Genomic DNA, 17392 nt, shown 5'->3' with positions numbered 1-17392 from the left:
CGGGCGAGGGGGAAGGCCGGAAGAGCGGAAGCCTGGCCCGAGAGGCCCCGCTGCCGACCCATAGCGGTCATTCCCGACCGGCCTCCGTCGAAAACGGCACCATTACGCCAAGTCCCCACATCCCCACCGCGATTGAGGTGGTTATGTGGGGACTTGCCGGTATGCGGTCCGCCGCTACGCCGGCCCCGCCACCGCCGCGATCGGCTTGGCGATGGGGACGCCGGAGCCGTCTCGGCGGGGGTCCCGGCCGGGGAGTTCGGCGGGGGCGCCGGTGGAGGTGGCGGCGTACGCCGGGGTGGGGCCGGACCAGGCGAAGACCAGGCGGTCCTCACCCTTCAGGAAGCGCTGGCAGCGCACCCCGCCGGTCGCCCGCCCCTTGCGCGGGTACTGGTCGAAGGGCGTCGCCTTGGCCGTGCCGCCCAGGCCGTCCAGGGTGCCGTCCGCGGTGCCGGCGACCGTGACCACCAGGGCCTCCTGCGTCGGGTCGACCGCGGCGAAGGAGATCACCTTCGCGTCCGGACCGAGCTTGATCCCGGCCATGCCGCCCGCCGGGCGCCCCTGCGGGCGCACCGAGGAGGCGGGGAAGCGCAGCAGCTGCGCCTCGGAGGTGATGAAGACCAGGTCCTCCTCGCCGGTGCGCAGCTCCATCGCGCCGACGATCTCGTCGCCGTCCTTGAGCGAGACGACCTCGTACTCGTCCTTGTTGGCCGGCCAGTCCGGGACCACCCGCTTCACCACGCCCTGGCGGGTGCCCAGGGCCAGGCCGGGCGAGGACTCGTCCAGGGTGGTGAGGCAGAGCACCCGCTCGCCGGCGGCGAGTTCCACGAACTCGGAGATCGGCGCCCCACCCGCCAGGTTCGGCGCCGCGCTGGTCTCCGGCAGCTGCGGCAGGTCGACCACGGTGAGCCGGATCGCCCGCCCGGCCGTGGTCACCGCGGCGATCTCGCCCCGCGTCGTGGCCGGCACCGCGGAGACGACGGCGTCGTGCTTGGCGCGCTTGCCGCCGCCCTCCCCGGCCTCCGTGCTCGCCGTCCGCGCCAGCAGGCCGGTCGAGGAGAGCAGCACCCGGCAGGGGTCGTCCGCCACCTGGAGATCGGCCGGCGTGATCGGCGCGGGCGCGGTGCCCGAGCCGTCGTCCAGCACGGTCCGCCGCGGCGTCCCGAACTGCTTGGCCACGGCCGCGAGTTCGTCCGAGACGGTCTTCCGCAGCACCTGGTCGGACTCCAGGATCTCGGTCAGCGCAGCGATCTCCGCCCGCAGCCGCTCCTGCTCCGACTCCAGCTCGATCCGGTCGAAGCGGGTCAGCCGGCGCAGCGGGGTGTCCAGGATGTACTGGGTCTGGACGTCCGTCAGACCGAACCGCTCCATCAGCCGCCGCTTGGCGTCCGCCGAGTTGTCGCTCTCCCGGATCAGCCGGATGACCTCGTCGATGTCGAGCAGCGCGACCAGCAGGCCGTCCACCAGGTGCAGCCGCTCCTGCCGCTTGGTGCGGCGGAACTCGCTGCGCCGCCGCACCACGTCGAAGCGGTGGTCGACGTAGACCTCGAGCATCTCCTTGAGGCCCAGGGTCAGCGGCTGCCCGTCGACCAGGGCGACGTTGTTGATGCCGAAGGACTCCTCCAGCGGGGTCAGCTTGTACAGCTGCTCCAGCAGGGCCTCGGGGACGAAGCCGTTCTTCACCTCGATCACCAGGCGCAGCCCGTGCGCCCGGTCGGTGAGGTCCTTGACGTCCGCGATGCCCTGCAGCTTCTTCGAGCCGACCAGGTCCTTGATCTTCGAGATCACCTTCTCCGGCCCCACGTTGTACGGGAGCTCGGTGATCACGATGCCCTTGCGCCGGGCCGTGACGTTCTCGATGGTCGCGGTCGCCCGGATCTTGAAGGTGCCGCGCCCGGTCTCGTACGCGTCCTGGATCCCGCCGAGGCCGACGATCCGGCCGCCGGTCGGCAGGTCGGGGCCCGGCACGAACTTCATCAGCGTGGACAGGTCGGCGTTCGGGTGCTTCACCAGATGCCGGGCGGCGGCCACCACCTCGCCGAGGTTGTGCGGCGGCATATTGGTCGCCATCCCGACCGCGATCCCGGACGCGCCGTTGACCAGCAGGTTCGGGAAGGCCGCCGGGAGGACCAGCGGCTCCTGCTCGCTGCCGTCGTAGTTCGGCGCCCAGTCGACCGTGCCCTCGTCGATGGAGTCGGTCATCGCCAGCGCGGCGGCGGTCAGCCGGGACTCGGTGTACCGCATCGCGGCCGGCGGGTCGTCGTTGCCCAGCGAGCCGAAGTTGCCGTGGCCGTCGATCAGCGGCAGCCGCATGGAGAACGGCTGGGCGAGGCGGACCAGCGAGTCGTAGATCGCCTGGTCGCCGTGCGGGTGCAGACGGCCCATCACCTCGCCGACCACGCGGGCCGACTTGACGTGGGCGCGGTCCGGCCGCAGGCCCATCTCCCCGGCCTGGTACAGGATTCGGCGGTGGACGGGCTTGAGCCCGTCCCGCGCGTCGGGCAGCGCGCGGGCGTAGATCACCGAGTAGGCGTACTCCAGATAGGAGCCCTGCATCTCGTCGACGACGTCGACGTCGAGAATGCGCTCCTCGAAGTCCTCCGGCGGCGGGGACTGCGAACTGCGGCGGGCCATCGCGGGTTGGGCTCCTCTATCTCGGGGTCGTCTCGGGGTGGGCTGACCGGATCGGCTGGGCGGACCGACCGTACCTTTCGGCCCCCCATTGTGGCCCCAACCACCGACAACCCGGCCCGCAACCCCACCCGTCGGGTCGATCGGCGCCCCCCGCGGGTCTCCGGGAGCTTTCCCGGAGCTCCTCCGGCGCCACCGTACGCGGGCCGCGCGCGGCTCTGCGGCGGCCGGGTGCGGCCCTGCGGCGGCCCCGCGCGGCCCTGCGGCAGCCCCGCGCGGCCCCGCGGCGGCTTCGCCTCGGCCGGGCGGCGAGCCCCCGCCCCCGCTGCCCGCCTCCGCCGCCCGGCTCGCCGCCCGTCCCCGCCGTTTCCCGCCGCCCGGCGCCCGCGCCGGTGCAGCACAATGGAGCCTTCACGGAGCCCGATCGGAAGGACGACACGCGGATGGCCAACCCGGCCCCCGCCTCCGGCACCGGAGGCCCCACCATCTCTCAGCACCGCCTGCGCAACGGACTGCGCGTGGTGCTCTCCGAGGACCATCGCACCCCCGTCGCCGCGGTGTGCCTCTGGTACGACGTAGGCTCCCGGCACGAGGCGGCGGGTCGCACCGGGCTCGCCCACCTCTTCGAGCACCTGATGTTCCAGGGGTCCAAGTCGGTGCCGGGCAACGGCCACTTCGAGCTGGTCCAGGCGGCCGGCGGCTCGCCGAACGGCACCACCAGCTTCGAACGCACCAACTACTTCGAGACCCTGCCGGCCCATCAGCTGGAGCTCGCCCTCTGGCTGGAGGCGGACCGGATGGGCTCCCTCCTCACCGCCCTGGACCAGGCCTCCCTGGACAACCAGCGGGACGTGGTCAAGAACGAGCGCCGCCAGCGCTACGACAACGTGCCCTACGGCACCGCGCTGGAGCGCCTGGTCGGCATGGCCTTCCCCGAGGGCCACCCGTACCACCACACCCCGATCGGCTCGATGGCCGACCTCGACGCGGCCACCCTCCAGGACGCCCAGGCCTTCTTCCGCACCTACTACGCCCCGAACAACGCGGTGCTCGCCGTGGTCGGCGACATCGACCCGGAGCAGGCCCTCGCCTGGGTGGAGAAGTACTTCGGTTCGATCCCCGGCCACGACGGCAAGCCCGAGCCGCGCTCCGGCGCCATCCCGCACGGCACCCTCAGCGGCGAGCGCCGCGAGCACGTGGTCGCCGACGTGCCGGCCCGCGCCCTGATGGCCGCGTATCTGCTGCCGCAGGACGGCGGGCGGGAGGCGGACGCCGCCGACGTGGCGCTCACCGTCCTCGGCGCCGGCGAGTCCAGCCGGCTCTACAACCGCCTGGTCCGCCGCGACCGCACCGCCGTCACGGCCGGCTTCGGCCTGCTCCGGCTGGCCGGCGCGCCCTCGCTGGGCTGGCTGGACGTGAAGACCTCCGGAGACGCCGGCACCGACGAGATCGAGGCCGCCGTCGAGGAGGAGCTGGCCCGCTTCGCCGCCGAGGGACCGACGGAGGAGGAGCTGGAACGCGCCCAGGCCCAGCTGGAGCGCGAGTGGCTGGACCGGCTGGACACGGTCGCCGGCCGGGCCGACGAACTCGCCCGCTACGCCGTCCTCTTCGGCGACCCCGGGCTGGTGGACACCGCCGTCGGCCGGCTGCTGGAGATCACCGCCGAGGAGGTCCGCGAGGCCGCCGCCCGCCATCTGGTCCGCGACAACCGCGCGGTGCTGACGTACGAGCCGGGCGAGGAAGAGGACGGCCCCGAGGGCGACACGCCCGACGACACCGACACCGACGGGATCGACACCGACGGGACCGACACCGGCGGGATCGACACCGACGGCAGCAAGACCGAAGGCAGCAAGGGAGACGCCGCGTGACGACCAGCCAGACCGAAGGCACCCCGTCGGCCGGCGGCGCGCCGCTCACCGAGATGACCTTCCACGAGCGTCCGGAGCCCGGCCCCGCCACCCCCTGGGCCTTCCCCACCCCCGCGCGCGGCGCCCTGCCCAACGGCCTCACCGTCCTCCGCTGCCACCGCCCCGGCCAGCAGCTGGTCGCCGTCGAGCTGGTGCTGGACGCCCCGCTCACCGCCGAGCCGCGGGAGCAGGAGGGCGTCGCCACCATCATGGCGCGGTCCTTCAGCGAGGGCACCGACACCCTGGACGCCGAGGCGTTCGCCGCCGAGCTGGAGCGGGCCGGCGCCACCCTGGACGCCCACGCCGACCACACCGTGGTCTCGCTCTCCCTGGAGGTCCCCAACTCCCGTCTGGAGCGCGGCCTCTCGCTGCTCGCGGACGCCGTACGGGCCCCGGCCTTCCCGGACGCCGAGGTCGAGCGGGTGGTCGCCAACCGCCTGGACGAGATCCAGCACGAGCGCGCCAACCCGGCCCGCCGGGCCGCCATCGCCCTCTACGCCGAGCTGTTCCCGGCCGACGACCGGATCTCCCGGCCGCGGGCCGGCGCCGCCGAGACCGTCGAGCGGATCGACGCCGAGGCCGTCCGCGCGTTCTACCGGGCACACGTCCGGCCGGCCACCGCCACCGCCGTGATCGTCGGAGACCTGACGGCGGCCGGCGACGTGGACGGCATCCTGGAGCGCACCCTCGGCGCCTGGCAGGGCGACTCGGCCGAGCCCGGCGTCCCCGCCCCGGTGCGGGCCGCGGACCCCGGAGAGCGCGGCCGGGTGGTGATCGTCGACCGCCCCGGCGCGGTCCAGACCCAGCTGCTGATCGGCCGGCTCGGCCCGGACCGGCACGCCCCCGAGTGGCCGGCCCAGGTCCTCGGCACCTACGCCCTGGGCGGCACCCTCACCTCCCGCCTGGACCGGGTGCTGCGCGAGGAGAAGGGCTATACCTACGGTGTCCGGGCCTTCGCCCAGCCGCTGCGGTCGGGCGCCGAGGGGCAGGGCCGCGCGCTGCTCGGCATCTCCGGCTCGGTGGACACCCCCTCCACCGCCCCGGCGCTCGCCGACGCCTGGCAGGTGCTCCGCACCCTGGCCGCCGAGGGCCTGACCGGGGAGGAGCGGGACATCGCCGTGCAGAACCTGGTCGGCATCGCCCCGCTGCGGTACGAGACGGCGGTGGCGGTCTGCGGCACCCTCGCCGACCAGGTCGCCCAGCAGCTGCCGGACGACTACCAGGCGGGTCTCTACCAGCGGATGAACGACACCACCACGGAGGCCGCGACGGCCGCGGTGGTGGCCGGCTTCCAGCCGGACCGGCTGCTGACCGTGCTGGTCGGCGATGCCTCGGCGATCGAGGAGGAGGTCCGCGCGCTGGGCATCGGCGAGGTCACCGTCGTCCCGGCCTGAGGGGAGCGGGGCGCCCGTGTGCGCGGGCGCCCCGCCGGCCGGAGCAAAACCGTTTGCCCCTCCCCGGCGGCCCATGGCTCAATTGATCCACCGGCCCGCGGCGGATGTCCGCGGCCGAGCGAGAACCAGTGGAGAGGAGGAGGTCACCGTGCGGGTCGAGTCGCAGCGCCGACGCCAGTTCGTCCGCTCCTCCCTGCGGCGACGCCTCTCCACTGCTGCGTCGTCACGCCAACGCTGAGGGCGCCCGCCCCGAGGGCGCGGACGCTGAGGGTGCGGACGCTGAGCGCGCGCCGAGTCTGAGCGCCGACGCCCACCGGCGCATCGATACACCGATACCCCCACACCTCACGCCCGTGCTCGCGGGCGTTCCCTGACGTTCCGTCACATCCTTTCGACCCTGGAGGTCGTTCTCCCATGTCCGTAACCCAGGTGCCCGGCGTCCGGGTGCCGATCCGCCTGTGGGCCGACCCGGCCGGTGTCGAGCCGGCCGCCATGCAGCAGCTGCGGAACATCTCCTCGCTGCCCTGGATCGCCGGGCTGGCCGTGATGCCCGACGTCCATCTGGGCAAGGGCGCCACCGTCGGCTCGGTGATCGCGATGCGGGACGCGGTCTGCCCGGCCGCCGTCGGCGTCGACATCGGCTGTGGAATGAGCGCGGTCAGAACCTCGGTGACGACCCGCCAGCTGCCGGACGACCTGTCCCGCCTGCGGTCCCGGATCGAGCGGGCCATCCCGGTCGGCCGGGGCGCGCACAAGGAGCCGGTCGACCCGGCGCGGCTGCCCGGCTTCCGGTCGGCCGGCTGGTCGGACTTCTGGCAGCGGTTCGACGGCCTGGCCTCCGCGGTGAAGCCGCGGCGGGAGCGGGCGGCCCAGCAGATGGGATCGCTTGGCTCGGGCAATCACTTCGTTGAAGTTTGTACGGATGGCTCGGGCCGGATCTGGCTGATGCTCCACTCCGGCTCCCGGAACATCGGCAAGGAGCTCGCCGAGCACCACATCGGCGTCGCCCGCTCGCTCCCGCACAACCAGCACCTCACCGACCGCGACCTCGCCGTCTTCATCGCCCGGACCCCGCAGATGGAGGCCTACCGGCGGGACCTCTACTGGGCGCAGGAGTACGCCCGGCTCAACCGGGCCGCGATGATGTCCCTCTTCAAGAACGCCCTGCGGGACGAACTCCGGGGTCTCCAGGTCGAGTTCGAGGAGGAGATCTCCTGCCACCACAACTACGTGGCAGAGGAGGAGTATGACGGGGAGGAGCTGCTGGTCACCCGGAAGGGCGCGATCAGCGCGCGGGCGGGGGAGTACGGCATCATCCCCGGCTCGATGGGCACCTCCTCGTACATCGTCCGCGGGCTCGGCAACCCCGAGTCCTTCCACTCGGCCTCGCACGGGGCCGGGCGGCGGATGTCCAGGGGGGCCGCGAAGCGGCGGTTCACCCGGGACGACCTGGTCGCCCAGACCCGCGGGGTGGAGTGCCGGAAGGACTCCGGGGTGATCGACGAGATCCCCGGCGCGTACAAGGACATCGACCAGGTGATCGCCGACCAGACCGACCTGGTCGAGGTGGTGGCCAAGCTCCGCCAGCTGGTGTGCGTCAAGGGCTGACCCCCCGCGGGCTGACCCCCTGCGGGCCGGCCCGCGGGCCCGCCGCGGCCGCTCGCCCCCGGATGTGACCCAGTTCACATCCGGGGGCGGAAATTTCCGGGGACCGAGTCCCCGTTTAACCCTCCGTAGGAACGAAGCGGGGACTGAGTCCCCGGAAAGTCCCCGAGAGCGGGAGGGAGCGCGTCATGGGAACCAGCACCGCGAGCCGTACGGCCACCGCACCGCGGCGACCGCGCGCCGACGCCTCCCGCAACCACGAGCGGATCGTCTGCGCCGCCCTCCAGGTGCTCATCGAACAGGGCGCCGAGGCGCCGATGGACGAGATCGCCCGCCGGGCCGGCGTCGGCAACGCCACCCTCTACCGGCACTTCCCGGACCGCGCGGCACTGGTCCGCAGCGTCACCCTCGCCGTCCTGGAGCACTCCGCTGAGCTGGCCGAACGCGCGCTGGCCGACCACCCGGACGACCCGGTGGCGGCCCTGCGCGAGTACGTCCACTCGGCCGCGGACCACAGGATCGGCGCCGCGTGCAGCCTTCTCAGCTCCCATCTGGACACCCGGGAGCCGGAGTTGGCGCTGGCGGCCGAGCGGGGCCGGCAGGCGGTGGACGAGATCCTCTCCCGCGGCCGACTGGCCGGCCGGATCCGCGGAGACGTGGCCGCGGCCGACGTCCTGATCGCCCTCGCGCAACTGACCCGGCCGCTCCCCGGGGCCACCTGCCCCGGATTCCAGACCTTCGCCCACCGGCATCTCGACCTCCTGCTGGACGGGCTGACCACGCCGGAGCCGGCTCCTCTGGCCGGACACACCGCGACCCTGGAGGAACTGCGCGGCGCCTGATCCGCCGACGCACCGACCGCCGATCAACATCCGTGCCGACCGATGACGTCCGGCCCGGTTCCGAGTCCTCCCTTCAGCACCACTTACCGAGCACCGCGCACCACCGTTTACCAAGCACTGCCGAGCATCGCTGACGCTCCGTCATCCGCTGATCCGCTCACTGCCGACACGACTTCCCAGGTGGATACCCATGTCTTCCGGAACCCCCTCCGTCACTCCCGATCCCCGGCGCTGGAAAGCGCTCTTCTTCATCGCCCTGGCCCAGCTGATGGTGGTGCTGGACGCCACCATCGTGAACATCGCACTGCCCGCCGCCCAACATGACCTGGGCTTCTCGGACAGCAGCCGGCAGTGGGTGATCACCGCCTACAGCCTTGCCTTCGGCGGTCTGCTGCTCTTCGGCGGACGCATAGCCGACATGGCCGGGCGCCGCCGCACCTTCCTGATCGGGCTCCTCGGCTTCGCCGGCGCCTCCGCGCTCGGTGGCGCCGCGGTGGACACCCCGATGCTGCTCGGCGCTCGGGCCCTGCAGGGCGCGTTCGGCGCACTGCTCGCGCCCTCCGCGCTGTCACTGCTCGCGGTCACCTTCACCGAGGCCCGGGAGCGCGCCCGCGCCTTCGGCATCTTCGGTGCCATCGCCGGTGGCGGCGGCGCTGTCGGCCTGATCCTGGGCGGCGTCCTCACCGAGTACCTGAACTGGCGCTGGTCGCTCTTCGTCAACGTCCCCTTCGCGGTGGTGGCCGCCTTCGGCGCGGTGACCGTGATCCGCGAGCCGGCCGGCGACCGCAACCGCTCCCGCCTGGACGTGCCGGGCGTCCTGCTGGCCACCCTCGGCCTGGTCTCCCTGGTGTACGGCTTCACCCGTGCCGAGTCCGACGGCTGGACCGCACCGGTGACGATCGGCATGTTCGCCGCCGCGCTGGTGCTGCTGGCCGGCTTCGTGGCCTTCGAGGCCAGGACCGCTCACCCGCTGCTGCCGCTGCGCGTGATCACCGACCGCAACCGCGGCGGGGTCTACCTCTCCCTGGGCACCGCGGTGATCGCGATGTTCGGCGTCTTCCTCTTCCTCACCTACTACCTCCAGGCGGTCAAGGGGTACTCGCCGGTGCTCACCGGCGTGGCCTTCCTGCCGATGATCGCGGGCATGATCACCGGCTCCACCCAGATCGGCGCCCGGCTGCTCAACCGGGTTCCGGCCCGGCTGCTGATGGGCCCCGGCTTCCTGGTCGCCGCCGTCGGCATGGTGCTGCTGGCCCAGCTGCACACCGGCAGCTCGTACCCGGCGCTGATCCTCCCCGCGGAGCTGCTGCTCGGCCTGGGCATGGGTTCCGCGTTCATGCCGGCCATGAGCCTGGCCACGCTGGGCGTGCAGCCGCAGGACGCCGGGGTGGCCTCGGCGATGGTCAACACCTCGCAGCAGGTGGGCGGCTCGATCGGCACCGCGCTGCTGAACACCGTCGCGGCGAACGCCACCGCGGCCTGGCTGCTGGCCCGCCGGGGCGGCGGCGCCCCGACCCAGCAGGTGCTGAACACGGCCGCCGTGCACGGCTACTCGGTCGCGGCCTGGTGGGCCGCCGGCATCCTGGTCTTCTCCTCGGCGGTGGCCTTCCTGATGCTGAACGCGGGACGCCCGCAGCCGGTGAAGATCGGCGAGGGCACCGCGGGCGCCGCTGCGGACGAGGAGCTCCCCGTCCCGACGCTCGCCCACTGAGCGGTCCGCTCCCGGTTCACTGACGAACCGTCATCGCGCGCCGCGCCCAAGGCTTCTGAGGAGGCCCCGGGCGCGGCGCGCGGCGCGTTTCCACCGCTTCCCGGGCGCACGGCTCTTCCCGCGCCGGCGCTCTACCCGCACCCGCGCTCGCGCTCCTTCCCACGCCCCCGCTCGCGGCTCTTCGCGCGCCCGCGCTCACCCCCCGTGCCTGCGCCCGCGCTCACCCCCGTGCCTGCGCCCGCGCTCACCAGGTGTGCGCCAGCGCCTCCGTGACCACCCGTACCGCCGGGGACTCCCAGCGCGCCCGCGCCCGGGCCAGCAGCACCGGCACGTCGGGGAACTCCGGGCAGGGGATCGCCCGCAGGCCGCCCGCCTCGATCGCGGCCGCCACGCTCACCCGCGCCAGCAGGCTCAGCCCGAGTCCCGCAGCCACGCAGGCCCTCGCCGCCTCGATGCTGCCGAACCGGGTCAGCCTCGGCTCGGCCACGCCCTCCGCCCGGGCCGCCGCCCGCAACCGCGCGACCAGCGCGTCGCTGTACGCGCAGCCCTCCTCGTGGACGAAGAACTCCTCGTGCACCAGCCGCTGCCAGGGGACCGCCCGCTTGCGGCCGGCCAGCGGATGGTCCGGGGCGCCGACCAGCTCCAGTCGCTCCCTGCCCAGCACCCGCACCGCGAGGTCGTCGGGGCCGCCCGGCACCCGCTCCTCCATCAGCAGCGCCAGGTCGTACGACCCCGAGCGCAGGCCGTCCAGCGCGTCGGCGGTCCCGGAGGTCCGCAGGTCGACCTCCACGCCCGGACGGCTCCGCCGCAGCTCGGCGATGACGCCGGGCAGCCGCGCCGAGACCAGCGTCTCCGCCGCGGCGATCACCACCCGCCCGGCGACCTCGCCGTCCGGCTCGGCGGCCGCCCGCAGCCGGGCCTCGGCGTCCAGCACCGCCTCGGCGCGCGGCAGCAGCCGGCGGCCGGCCTCGGTGGGCACCGCCCCGCGCGGCAGGCGGTCGAACAGCCGAGTGCCCAACTCCCTTTCCAGTTGCTGGATCTGAGAGGTCACGGTGGACTGCACCAGATGCAGTTCGCCGGCCGCCGAGGTGAAGTTCCCGGTCCTGGCCAGCGTGGTGAAGGTGCGGAGCAGCCTGGTGTCCATCCGGCCAGAGTAACCATCGGTGGGGCCGATGCCGGCACCGAGAGATCATCGTCGGTATCGGTCAGTTTTGGAGAAGCGCGCGGGCCGTGGCCGTCCCTACCGTGACTCTCATGACCTCAATCGAGCACCTCACCCTGGAGGTGGCCGACCTCGCGGCCGCCCAGCGCTTCTACGCCGACGCCCTCGGTCTGGAGAAGCAGGTCCGCCTGCGCGAGTCGCAGGCGCCGACGTCCGGTTTCCGCGGCTGGACGGTGTCGCTGGTGGTGTCCCGTCCGTCGATCGTCGAAGGGCTGGTCGGCGCCGCGCTCCGGGCCGGGGGTACCGAGCTGAAGCCCGCCGGGAAGTCGTTCTGGGGCTTCGGCGGCGTCGTCCAGGCGCCGGACGGGACGATCTGCAAGGTCGCGAGCTCGTCGAAGAGGGACTCCGGCCCGGACACCCGGGAGATCGACCAGGCGGTTCTGCTCCTCGGCGTCTCGAAGATGGCCGCGAGCAAGCGGTTCTACCGCGAGCGGGGCCTCACCGTGGCGCGGAGCTTCGGCAGCCGGTACGTCGAGTTCGAGGCCGGGTCGAGCCCGGTCAAGCTGGCCCTCTACGGCCGGCGCGGCCTGGCCAGGGACGCCGGTGTGGCGCCGGAGGGGGAGGGCTCCCACCGGCTGGCGATCGGCGCCGACGCGGGCGGCTTCACCGACCCCGACGGCTTCGTCTGGGAGGCGGCGGCGTAAGGCGTCCCCGTCCGCCGTCCGCGGTCCTGTCATCGAATACTCCGATGGTGACCATGCAGAACGATCGTTGGACTCCATGCCAGCCGCCTGCGACCGTAGTCGCATGACCACGAACCCGGAGACGCGGACCGCCGCCACCACCGCCTCGCCCGCCCCCGTCACCTCCGCCCCCGTCACCTCCGCCCCCCTGCGCTACACCGCCTTCGCGGACACCCCCTCCGGCGGCAACCCCGCCGGCGTGGTGCTGGACGCGCGCGGACTGCCGGAATCCCGGATGCTCGCCATCGCGGCCGACCTCGGCTACTCCGAGACGGCCTTCCTCACCCCCGCCGCGGACGGCGCCGAGCGGCACTATCGCGTCCGCTACTTCAGCCCCCGCGCCGAGGTCGACTTCTGCGGCCACGCCACGGTGGCCGCCGCGGTCGCGCTGGCCGAGCGGATCGGCGCCGGACCGCTGGTCTTCGACACCCCGGCGGGCGAGATCCGGGTGGACACGGCGGCCTCGGAGGGCGCCTTCACCGCGACCCTCACCAGCGTCCCCACCGAGTCCCGCCCGGCGGGGACGGAGGAGCTGGACGCCGCGCTGGCCGCACTCCGCCTCACCCCCTCGGACCTGGACCCCGCCCTTCCGCCGAGGGTCGCCTTCGGCGGTGTCCACCACCTGGTGCTGCCGCTGGCCGCGCGGTCCACGCTGGCCGCGCTGGACTACGACTTCGACGCGCTGGAGCGGCTGATGACCCGTCAGGGCTGGACCACCGTCCAGATCGTCCACCGCGAGGCACCCGACGTCTTCCACGCCCGCGACCCCTTCCCGGTCGGCGGCGTGGTCGAGGACCCGGCGACCGGCGCCGCGGCCGCCGCGCTCGGCGGCTACCTCCGCGACCTCTCCGAACTCCCCCCGACCGGCACCTTCACCATCCACCAGGGCGAGGACATGGGCCGCCCCAGCCACCTACGGGTCCACGTGGCCCCCACCGCCCCGTCCCGCAGCCACGTAACAGGCCGAGCAATCCCCCTGCCGTGAACCCAGCACTCCTCGGAGGCAGCCCACTCCCCGCCCCCACCTCACGAGGCCCGCGCGCGGTCCGCCGGCCAGGGGCGCGGGGAACTGCGCGCCAAGCTACCGCCTTCGCCGCACCCGCCCCGCCCCGCGCGCTTGCCGCCCGTTAGGCGCGACTTCAGCCCGTCGAAAGCCGGTTTGCGCCCCCGCGCGCGGCCCGCCGGCCAGGGGCGCGGGGAACTGCGCGCCAAGCTACCGCCTTCGCCGCACCCGCCCCGCCCCGCCCGCTTGCCGCCCGTTAGGCGCGACTTCGGCCCGTCGAGGGCCGGTTTGCGCCCGCGCGCGGCCCGCCGGCCAGGGGCGCGGGGAACTGCGCGCCAAGCCACCGCCTTCGCCGCACCCGCCCCGCCCCGCGCGCTCGCCGCCCGTCAGGCGCGACCCCGGCCCGCCCGGAAGGGGCGCGGGCCGCCAGGCCCGCGGGCGCCGGCCCCCGGCCCTCGCGCGCCGGCCTCAGGCCGCAGGCGGCGCGTCGAGGCCCTGCTCGACCAGCATCGCCAGCCGGTCGAGCGCCTGCTCCGCCCCGTCCGCGTCGGACGCCAGCACGACGGTGTCCCCGCCCTGCGCGCCCAGCCCCAGCAGCGCCAGCATCGACGCCGCGTTGACGGGGTTCCCGTCCGGCTTGGCGATCGTCACCGGGATCCCGACCTCCGTCGCGGCCCGCACGAAGATGGACGCGGGACGCGCATGCAGGCCCTCCGGCCAGCCGACGGTGACCTGGCGCTCAGCCATGACTCTGCCTTTCGGTTCAACGGCGATGTTGTCTAGACCAGTGTCGCATGCCGTCCGCAGCCGCCCGGCGCACGCCACCGCTCCGCACCAAGCTAAGCCGCCCCGCCCCGCCGTACCCGCCGACGCACCGCCCCACCGGTCCCGTACCCCGACCCGACCCCTACCGTGCCGGTACGGCACCCAGGACCCGCCACCCCAGGACACCCCCCGGCGGTATTCTCACGTTGCAGCGACGCACCACCGCAACGGAGGGGAGAGCCGCAGGATGGCGGAAGCGCCTCGGCTGAAGGACGTCGCCCGGCTCGCCGGGGTGTCCGTGAAGACGGTCTCGAACGTGGTCAACGGCACCGTCTCGGTCGCCCCGCAGACCCGCGCCAGGGTCCAGGAGGCCATCGACGCCCTCGGCTACCAGCCGAACATGACGGCCCGCCGGCTCCGCACCGGCCGCAGCGGGGTGATCGCGCTGGCCTTCCCCGAGCTGCCGTCCCCGTACTTCGCCGAGCTCGCGGTCGAGGTGATAGCCGCCGCCCGCCGGCACGGCTGCACGGTGCTGATGGACGACACCGGCGGCGACCCCGCCGCCGAGCTGCGGATCGCCTCCGGTCTCGGCGACCAGATGATCGACGGCGTGATCCTCAGCCCGCTCGGCCTCGACCAGGCCAAGCTGCTCTCCCGGGAGCGCAGCATCCCGCTGGTCCTGCTCGGCGAGGCCGACCTCGGCCCGGTCGCCGACCGGGTGCCGATCGACAACGTCGCCGCCGCCCGCGACATCACCCGCCACCTGATCGCCCAGGGCTACCGCAGGATCGGCGCCATCGGCTGGCAGGACCCCTCCCCGCGGGCCACCGCCGAGCAGCGCCTCCTCGGCTACACCCAGGCCCTCCAGGAGGCCGGGATGGAGGTCGACCAGGCCCTCCTCCCGCCCGTGCGCAGCTACTTCCGCCCGGACGGCGCCGCCGCCATGCACCGGCTGCTCAAGCTGCCGGACCGGCCGGACGCGGTCTTCTGCTTCAACGACCTGATGGCGCTGGGCGCGATGCGCGCCGCCCACGAGGACGGCCTGCGGATCCCCGAGGACATCGGCATCGCCGGCTTCGACGACAACGAGGAGGCGGAGTACTCCATCCCCTCGCTGACCACCGTCGCCCCGGACAAGCGCCGGATCGCCGAACTGGCCGTCAACTGCCTGCTGGAGCGCATCGAGGAGCGTTTCACCGGCCCGAGCCGGCTGGTCCAGCCCGGCTACCGGGTGGTCGTCCGGGAGAGCAGCCTCCGCACCGGCCGCCCCTGACCACCCGCCCCGGACCGCTCCGGCCACCCGCCCCCGACCACCCCACCCCCCGTCGGCCTGACGACCCGTCAGAACCTGAACTCAGTACGCGATTCGAAGACCTCGCCCGGTCGCAGCACAGCGCTCGGGTACTCCGGCCGGTTGGGGCTGTCCGGAAAGCGCTGGGTCTCCAGGCAGACCGCCCCGAACCGCCCGTACGCCCGCCCGTCCGGCCCGCGCAGCGTGCCGTCCAGGCCGTTCGCCGTGTAGACCTGGATGCCCGGCTCGGTCGTCCATACCTCCAACCGCCGTCCGCTGTCCGGCTCGCGGAGCCGGGCCGCGCGGCGGAGGACGCCGTCCCGGACCGGGGTGAGCGCCCAGCAGTGGTCGTAGCCGTCCCCGTCGTGGGCGGCGATCGGCCTTGGCTCGGGTCCGGCGAAGTCGAAGCGGGTGCCGGCGGTGCGGGCCAGCGGTCCCAGCGGGATGGCGTCCTCGTCCACCGGCAGGTAGTGCTCGGCGTCCACCGCCAGCCGATGGCCGAGGACCTCGCCGGAGCCGGCCCCCGCGAGGTTGAAGTAGGTGTGCTGGGTGAGGTTGACGACGGTGGGCCGGTCGGTGGCCGCGCGGTAGTCGACGGAGAGGGTGCCGCGCCGGTCGAGGGTGTAGACGACGGAGACGTCCAGCGCGCCCGGGAAGCCCATGTCCAGGTGGGGGCTGTGCAGTTCGAGCCGGAGCGCGACCCGGTCGCTGCGCCCGCCGTCGGTCGGGTGCGCGGTCCAGACCCGCCGGTCGTAGCCCTCCGGGCCGCCGTGGAGGGCGTGCCCCCGGTCGTTGACCGGCACCTGGTACGCCGTGCCGTCCAGCTCGAACCGCCCGTGGGCGATCCGGTTGGCGTAGCGGCCGACCACCGCGCCGAAGTACGGGCTGTGCTCGGCGTATTCGCCGACGGTGGGCAGGTTGAGCACCACGTTGCGGGGGTCGCCGCCGCTTCCGTCCGGAACCGTCAGCTCGTGGAGCACCGCGCCGTAGGTGAGGACGGCGGCCCGGATGCCCGCGCCGTTGTCCAGGACCCAGCGGTCCACCGGGGTGCCGTCCGGCGCCCGGCCGAACTCGGTGCGGAGCAGGGAGGGGCGGGGGGCGGAACGCAGCATGGGGCTCCTAGGCAGTGGGGGAGGGGGACAGCAGGGGGCGGGGGAGGCGGCGGGGTCAGCCGTCCGCGCGGAGGCGCGGCGGCTCGCCGGCTCTTCGCGCCCGCCCGGAGGTCGATTCCCGGACCATCAGCCGGTGGCTGGGCAGGAAGCGCCGCGAGTGCCAGCTGTCCGCCTCGCTGCCGGCCTGGATCCGCTCGATCAGCCGGTCCACCGCGAACCGGGCGATGGCGGCCTTGTCGGGGGCGACCGTGGTCAGCGAGATCGGCGCGAAGCGGCCCTCCTCGATGTCGTCGAAGCCGACCACCGCCACGTCCTCGGGCACCCGCAGGCCCCGCTCGGCGAGTACCCGCATGGCGCCGAGGGCGATCAGATCGTTGTAGGCGAACACCGCGTCCGGCCGCTTCGCCGGCCCCGAGCCCGAGCCCGAGCCCGAGCCGGAGCCCGAGCCGGATCCCGAGCCCGGGCCCGTATCCGCCCCCGAGTCCCACTCCCGGTCCAGCAGCTCCGCCATCGCGGCGGCCCCGTCCCCGCGGTCGTAGCCGGCGGTGGCCACCACCAGCTCCTCGGGCGGGACCAGCTGCTGCGCCCTGTGCTCCTCCCGCCAGCCGCGCAGCCGCAGGTGGGCGGGCTGGCGGGCGCTCTCGTGCCGGGCGCCGAGGAAGGCGATCCGCCGCCGGCCCAGCTCCAGCAGGTGCCGCACCGCCGTCCTGGCCGCCTCGACGTTGTCGATGGCCACGTGGTCGTAAGGAGCGGTGTACTCCCGCTCGCCGACCAGCACCAGCGGCGGCCCGTCCGGCCGGTCCAGCAGGTCGTCGTTCTCCAGCTCGATCGGGCTGAGGATCAGGCCGTCGATGATGTGCGAGCGGAAGCCCCTGGAGACCAGGACCTCCCGGGCGCGCAGTCCCGCGGTGTGGTCGAGCAGCACCGTGTGCTCGTGCTGGGCGGCCGCGTCGATCACCGCCCCGGCCAGGTCGGCGAAGTACGGGTTGGCCAGTTCGGGCACGGCCAGGGCGATGATCCCGGTGCGGCCCTTGCGGAGGTTGCGGGCGGTCAGGTTGGGCCGGTAGCCCAGCTCCTCGATGGCCCGCTGCACCCGCTGCCGGGTCGACGGGCGGATGTGCGGATAGTCGTTGACTACGTTGGAAACGGTCTTCACGGAGACGCCGGCGAGCAGCGCCACGTCCTTGAGGCTGACGCCCACGGCGCGGTGATCTCTCTCTTCGCGT

Annotated in this window: 13 protein-coding genes; 8 read left to right on the top strand and 5 right to left on the bottom strand. The window is 74.0% G+C overall.

The features are described 5' to 3' along the window. Positions 1–174: 174 nt before the first annotated feature. A complete protein-coding gene (locus BS73_RS13130) occupies positions 175–2631 on the bottom strand; it encodes a DNA gyrase/topoisomerase IV subunit A (RefSeq protein WP_037572021.1) in 2457 nt (818 codons plus the stop codon). 440 nt (positions 2632–3071) lie between these two features. Here BS73_RS13130 and BS73_RS13125 point away from each other — a divergent pair, with 440 nt between their 5' ends. The 5 genes from BS73_RS13125 to BS73_RS13105 all read left to right on the top strand — a co-directional run bounded on the left by BS73_RS13125 (position 3072) and on the right by BS73_RS13105 (position 10090). Next, the gene (locus BS73_RS13125) at positions 3072–4499 is read left to right on the top strand and encodes a M16 family metallopeptidase (RefSeq protein ID WP_084704021.1); all 1428 of its coding nucleotides are present in this window, start codon (positions 3072–3074) and stop codon (positions 4497–4499) included. A 53-nt stretch (positions 4500–4552) separates the two neighbouring features. Then, entirely contained in the window at positions 4553–5932 is a 1380-nt protein-coding gene (locus tag BS73_RS13120; RefSeq protein WP_037579382.1) for a M16 family metallopeptidase, read from the top strand. Between the two features lie 414 nt (positions 5933–6346). Next, complete coding sequence (locus BS73_RS13115; RefSeq protein ID WP_037572019.1) at positions 6347–7540, top strand: RtcB family protein; 1194 nt, start codon at positions 6347–6349, stop codon at positions 7538–7540. A gap of 185 nt (positions 7541–7725) precedes the next feature. Further along, on the top strand, positions 7726–8379 hold the full coding sequence (locus tag BS73_RS13110) for a TetR/AcrR family transcriptional regulator (RefSeq protein WP_037572017.1): 654 nt from the start codon (positions 7726–7728) through the stop codon (positions 8377–8379). 190 nt (positions 8380–8569) lie between these two features. Continuing rightward, complete coding sequence (locus BS73_RS13105) at positions 8570–10090, top strand: MFS transporter (RefSeq protein ID WP_037572015.1); 1521 nt, start codon at positions 8570–8572, stop codon at positions 10088–10090. A gap of 244 nt (positions 10091–10334) precedes the next feature. Here the strand turns inward: BS73_RS13105 and BS73_RS13100 are convergent, their stop codons facing one another. Next, entirely contained in the window at positions 10335–11234 is a 900-nt protein-coding gene (locus BS73_RS13100) for a LysR family transcriptional regulator (protein WP_037572013.1), read from the bottom strand. A 110-nt stretch (positions 11235–11344) separates the two neighbouring features. Between BS73_RS13100 and BS73_RS13095 the strand changes: the two genes are divergently transcribed. Continuing rightward, the gene (locus BS73_RS13095; RefSeq protein WP_037572012.1) at positions 11345–11956 is read left to right on the top strand and encodes a VOC family protein; all 612 of its coding nucleotides are present in this window, start codon (positions 11345–11347) and stop codon (positions 11954–11956) included. A gap of 103 nt (positions 11957–12059) precedes the next feature. Further along, entirely contained in the window at positions 12060–12980 is a 921-nt protein-coding gene (locus BS73_RS13090; protein ID WP_084704020.1) for a PhzF family phenazine biosynthesis isomerase, read from the top strand. Positions 12981–13466: 486 nt separating this feature from the next. Here the strand turns inward: BS73_RS13090 and BS73_RS13085 are convergent, their stop codons facing one another. Then, positions 13467–13745, bottom strand: coding sequence for an HPr family phosphocarrier protein (locus tag BS73_RS13085; RefSeq protein WP_037572011.1), 279 nt, complete (start codon positions 13743–13745; stop codon positions 13467–13469). 265 nt (positions 13746–14010) lie between these two features. On the opposite strand from BS73_RS13085, the gene BS73_RS13080 reads away from it, so the two are divergent. Further along, on the top strand, positions 14011–15036 hold the full coding sequence (locus BS73_RS13080) for a LacI family DNA-binding transcriptional regulator (RefSeq protein WP_037572010.1): 1026 nt from the start codon (positions 14011–14013) through the stop codon (positions 15034–15036). Between the two features lie 68 nt (positions 15037–15104). Here BS73_RS13080 and BS73_RS13075 read toward each other — a convergent pair whose 3' ends face one another. Together BS73_RS13075 and BS73_RS13070 are read right to left on the bottom strand one after the other, a co-directional pair. Next, positions 15105–16166, bottom strand: a complete 1062-nt coding sequence (locus tag BS73_RS13075; RefSeq protein ID WP_037572008.1) for an aldose epimerase family protein — start codon at positions 16164–16166, stop codon at positions 15105–15107. Positions 16167–16221: 55 nt separating this feature from the next. Beyond that, the gene (locus tag BS73_RS13070) at positions 16222–17367 is read right to left on the bottom strand and encodes a LacI family DNA-binding transcriptional regulator (protein ID WP_037572005.1); all 1146 of its coding nucleotides are present in this window, start codon (positions 17365–17367) and stop codon (positions 16222–16224) included. Positions 17368–17392: the final 25 nt, after the last annotated feature.

This window comes from Phaeacidiphilus oryzae TH49, from assembly GCF_000744815.1.
GTDB lineage: Bacteria > Actinomycetota > Actinomycetes > Streptomycetales > Streptomycetaceae > Phaeacidiphilus > Phaeacidiphilus oryzae.
The sequence above is the reverse complement of the archived record's forward strand: the minus strand, read 5'-3'. Positions and strand labels throughout refer to the sequence as shown.

Excerpts from the sequence above, each read along its gene's own strand:
- BS73_RS13085 (WP_037572011.1), bottom strand. The coding sequence starts at position 13,745 with ATGGCTGAGCGCCAGGTCACCGTCGGCTGGCCGGAGGGCCTGCATGCG.
- BS73_RS13115 (WP_037572019.1), top strand. The coding sequence starts at position 6,347 with ATGTCCGTAACCCAGGTGCCCGGCGTCCGGGTGCCGATCCGCCTGTGG.
- BS73_RS13130 (WP_037572021.1), bottom strand. The coding sequence starts at position 2,631 with ATGGCCCGCCGCAGTTCGCAGTCCCCGCCGCCGGAGGACTTCGAGGAG.
- BS73_RS13100 (WP_037572013.1), bottom strand. The coding sequence starts at position 11,234 with ATGGACACCAGGCTGCTCCGCACCTTCACCACGCTGGCCAGGACCGGG.
- BS73_RS13125 (WP_084704021.1), top strand. The coding sequence starts at position 3,072 with ATGGCCAACCCGGCCCCCGCCTCCGGCACCGGAGGCCCCACCATCTCT.
- BS73_RS13075 (WP_037572008.1), bottom strand. The coding sequence starts at position 16,166 with ATGCTGCGTTCCGCCCCCCGCCCCTCCCTGCTCCGCACCGAGTTCGGC.
- BS73_RS13110 (WP_037572017.1), top strand. The coding sequence starts at position 7,726 with ATGGGAACCAGCACCGCGAGCCGTACGGCCACCGCACCGCGGCGACCG.
- BS73_RS13090 (WP_084704020.1), top strand. The coding sequence starts at position 12,060 with ATGACCACGAACCCGGAGACGCGGACCGCCGCCACCACCGCCTCGCCC.
- BS73_RS13105 (WP_037572015.1), top strand. The coding sequence starts at position 8,570 with ATGTCTTCCGGAACCCCCTCCGTCACTCCCGATCCCCGGCGCTGGAAA.
- BS73_RS13120 (WP_037579382.1), top strand. The coding sequence starts at position 4,553 with ATGACCTTCCACGAGCGTCCGGAGCCCGGCCCCGCCACCCCCTGGGCC.
- BS73_RS13080 (WP_037572010.1), top strand. The coding sequence starts at position 14,011 with ATGGCGGAAGCGCCTCGGCTGAAGGACGTCGCCCGGCTCGCCGGGGTG.
- BS73_RS13095 (WP_037572012.1), top strand. The coding sequence starts at position 11,345 with ATGACCTCAATCGAGCACCTCACCCTGGAGGTGGCCGACCTCGCGGCC.